The 3703-nt window shown below is 65.8% G+C and carries 3 protein-coding genes; all 3 read left to right on the top strand.

All coding sequences use genetic code 11. From position 1 onward, the window contains the following. Positions 1-26: 26 nt before the first annotated feature. The 3 genes from sucC to WAN71_RS11580 are packed head-to-tail and all read left to right on the top strand — an operon-like array spanning position 27 to position 3645. Positions 27-1190: an ADP-forming succinate--CoA ligase subunit beta gene (gene sucC, locus WAN71_RS11590; protein ID WP_422225463.1), complete on the top strand. Its 1164-nt coding sequence runs from the start codon at positions 27-29 to the stop codon at positions 1188-1190. A 16-nt stretch (positions 1191-1206) separates the two neighbouring features. Further along, positions 1207-2109, top strand: coding sequence for a succinate--CoA ligase subunit alpha (gene sucD / locus WAN71_RS11585; RefSeq protein WP_422225462.1), 903 nt, complete (start codon positions 1207-1209; stop codon positions 2107-2109). Between the two features lie 6 nt (positions 2110-2115). Further along, complete coding sequence (locus WAN71_RS11580; protein ID WP_422225461.1) at positions 2116-3645, top strand: acetyl-CoA acetyltransferase; 1530 nt, start codon at positions 2116-2118, stop codon at positions 3643-3645. Positions 3646-3703: the final 58 nt, after the last annotated feature.

The following is a 3703-nucleotide window of genomic DNA, read 5'->3' as shown; positions in this document are numbered from 1 at the left end:
ATATAGGCCGACACAGAAGTGAGCCCATGGATCTTTTCGAATATCAGGCGAAAGAGCTGTTCGCCAAGCACAACGTCCCGTCGACACCCGGCCGGGTGACCGACACCGCGGAAGGAGCCAAGGCGATCGCCCAGGAGATCGGCCGGCCCGTCATGGTGAAAGCCCAGGTCAAGACCGGTGGCCGCGGCAAGGCGGGCGGCGTGAAGTACGCCGCGACCGCCGAGGACGCTTACACCCACGCGAAGAACATCCTCGGCCTGGACATCAAAGGCCACGTCGTCAAGAAGCTGTTGGTGTCCGAGGCCAGCGACATTGCCCAGGAGTACTACATCTCCTTCCTGCTGGACCGGGCCAACCGCACCTACCTGGCGATGTGCTCGGTGGAGGGCGGCGTGGAGATCGAAGAGGTCGCCGCGACCAAGCCCGAGCGCCTGGCCAAGGTGCCGGTTGATGCGGTCAAGGGAGTCGATCTCGCCTTCGCCCGCAAGATCGCCGAGCAGGGCCATCTGCCGGCCGAGGTACTCGACGCCGCAGCGGTCACCATCTCGAAGCTATGGGAGCTGTTCGTCGCCGAGGATGCCACCCTGGTCGAGGTCAACCCGTTAGTGCGGACGCCCGACGACCAGATTTTGGCGCTGGACGGCAAGGTCACCCTGGACGCCAACGCCGACTTCCGTCAGCCCGGCCACGCCGAGTTCGAGGACCGCGACGCCACCGACCCGCTCGAGCTCAAAGCCAAGGAGCACGACCTCAACTACGTCAAGCTCGACGGTCAGGTCGGGATCATCGGCAACGGCGCCGGATTGGTGATGTCGACGCTGGACGTGGTGGCCTATGCCGGCGAGAAACACGGCGGGGTCAAGCCGGCCAACTTCCTCGACATCGGCGGCGGCGCCTCGGCCGAGGTGATGGCGGCCGGGCTCGATGTCGTGCTGGGCGATCAGCAGGTCAAGAGCGTGTTCGTCAATGTGTTCGGCGGCATCACCGCGTGTGACGCCGTGGCCACCGGGATCGTGCAGGCGCTGCAGATCCTGGGCCCCGAGGCGAACAAGCCGCTGGTGGTCCGGCTGGACGGCAACAACGTCGACGAAGGCCGGCGGATCCTGGCCGAGGCCAACCACCCGCTGGTGACGCTGGTGCCGACAATGGACGAGGCCGCCGACAAGGCCGCCGATCTCGCGAGCGCCTGAGAAAGGAACATGACCCATGTCTATCTTCTTGACCGCAGAAAACAAGGTCATCGTCCAGGGCATCACCGGTAGCGAGGCCACCGTGCACACTGCCCGAATGCTCAAGGCGGGCACCAAAATTGTCGGCGGTGTGAACGCGCGCAAGGCAGGCACTGAAGTCACGCATGAGGACAAGGGCGGCCGGCTGATCAAGCTGCCGGTGTTCGGCAGCGTCTCCGAAGCGATGGAAAAGACCGGCGCCGACGTGTCGATCATCTTCGTGCCGCCGAAGTTCGCCAAGGACGCCATCATCGAGGCCATCGATGCCGAGATTCCGCTGCTGGTAGTCATCACCGAGGGAATCCCGGTGCAGGACAGCGCATATGCCTGGGCCTATAACGTGTCCAAGGGCGGCAAGACCCGCATCATCGGCCCGAACTGTCCCGGCATCATCACGCCGGGTCAGGCGCTGGTCGGCATCACCCCGGCCAATATCACCGGCTCGGGGCCCGTCGGGCTGGTGTCCAAATCCGGCACGCTGACCTACCAAATGATGTACGAGCTGCGCGATTTCGGGTTCTCCACGTCGATCGGTATCGGCGGCGACCCGGTGATCGGCACCACTCACATCGACGCGATCGAGGCGTTCGAGAAGGACCCGGAGACCAAGGTCATCGTGATGATCGGCGAGATCGGCGGTGACGCCGAGGAGCGTGCGGCCGACTACATCAAGGCCAACGTATCCAAGCCGGTCGTCGGCTACGTCGCGGGATTCACTGCGCCGGAAGGCAAGACGATGGGCCACGCCGGCGCCATTGTGTCCGGATCGTCGGGCACCGCGGCCGCCAAGAAAGAGGCCCTGGAAGCGGCCGGGGTCAAGGTCGGCAAGACTCCCTCGGAAACCGCTGAGCTCGCCCGGCAGATCCTGCAAAGCCTGTAGGCGCTCATGACCGTCGACCCGCGCACTCCGGTAGTGGTCGGTGTCGGGCAGGCCGCCGAGCGCATCGACGACGCGTACTACCGGGGTATGTCGGCCGTCGAACTGGCGGCAGCCGGTGCTCGTGCAGCGCTCGAGGATTGTGGCGCCGACGCGGCCAAGGTGGCCGCATCAATCGATACCATCGCCGGCGTAAGGCAATTCGAGATCTCCGGGCCAGCCAAGGCGGTGCTGGGCAAGTCGAACAACTACCCGCGGTCGGTGGCCAACCGGCTCGGTGCGGACCCCGCCCGCGCCATCCTGGAAGTCGTTGGCGGCCAAGGTCCGCAGCACCTGATCACCGAACTGGCCGGCGAGATCGCCGCTGGACGGTCGGAGGTCGCATTGGTCTTCGGTTCCGACGCGACATCGACGACCCGCTACTTCGGCGGATCCGACAATCGGCCGGACTTCTCTGAAACCGTCGACGGTTCGCTGGAGGACCGCGGTCACGGCCTGGACGGACTTATCAGTCGCTACACGGTGATTCACGGGCTCGTCGACGCACCCACCCAGTACGGCCTGCTGGAGAATGCCCGGCGGGCCGGAACCGGCCTCGGGCCCGCAGATTACCTGCGCCGAATGGGCGAGCTGTTTGCTCCCTTCACCAAGGTGGCGGCCGAGAATCCGTTTGCCGCAGCGCCGGTCGAACGTGGCGTCGATGAACTGATCACCGTCACCGAGCGCAACCGGATGATTTCCGAGCCGTACCCCCGGCTGCTGGTTGCCCGTGACCAGGTGAACCAGGGCGCGGCGGCACTGCTGATGTCCGTCGAAGCGGCGCGCAAACTTGGTGTGCCCGAGGAAAATTGGGTGTATCTGCACGGGCACGCTGATCTCGAAGAGCAGAGCCTGCTGGAGCGGCCGGATCTTGGGCACGCCCCGTCGGCAGTGATGGCGGTGCGCGAAGCGCTGGCGGTTGCCGGTATCGGCATCAACGACATCGCCACCTTCGATCTGTACAGCTGCTTCCCGGTGCCGGTGTTCAACATCTGCGACGGCGTCGGACTCGCCACCGACGATCCGCGCGGGCTGACGCTGACCGGTGGCCTACCGTTCTTCGGCGGTGCGGGCAACAACTATTCGATGCACGGCATCGCCGAGACGGTTGGCGAATGCCGTGGCACACCAGGCCAATTCGGCCTGGTCGGCGCGAACGGCGGCTTGCTGAGCAAGTACTCGGTCGGCGTCTACTCGACCGCTCCGACGGCGTGGAAGCCGGATCGCAGCGCGGAGCTGCAGGCTCAGGTCGACCAGGCGCCGAAGGAAACGGTCGTCGAGCAAGCCGACGGCCCGGCCACCGTCGAGACCTACACGGTCCGGCGCGACGGCGCGAAGTTGACCGGGATCATCGTCGGGCGACTCGACGCCGACAACAGCCGGTTCCTGGCGACCACCGAGGAAGACGACCTGATCGCGCTGCTCACCGACGGTGAGCCGCTCGGACACTCGGTGACCGTGCGCTCGTTCGACTACGGCAACCGCTGCTCGCTGAGCTGACTAGTGGGCGCCGGTGATCGCGGCGACCAGGCCTTCGCAATCCTCGACCGTCACATTG

This window comes from Mycobacterium sp. (assembly GCF_049280035.1).
Classification (GTDB): Bacteria; Actinomycetota; Actinomycetes; order Mycobacteriales; family Mycobacteriaceae; genus Mycobacterium.
Note: the sequence above shows the minus strand (reverse complement) of the source record. Positions and strands in the feature narration are given on the sequence as shown.

Bases quoted from the DNA above. Each gene is read 5' to 3' on its own strand.
- sucC (WP_422225463.1), top strand. From the start codon at position 27: ATGGATCTTTTCGAATATCAGGCGAAAGAGCTGTTCGCCAAGCACAAC.
- sucD (WP_422225462.1), top strand. From the start codon at position 1,207: ATGTCTATCTTCTTGACCGCAGAAAACAAGGTCATCGTCCAGGGCATC.
- WAN71_RS11580 (WP_422225461.1), top strand. From the start codon at position 2,116: ATGACCGTCGACCCGCGCACTCCGGTAGTGGTCGGTGTCGGGCAGGCC.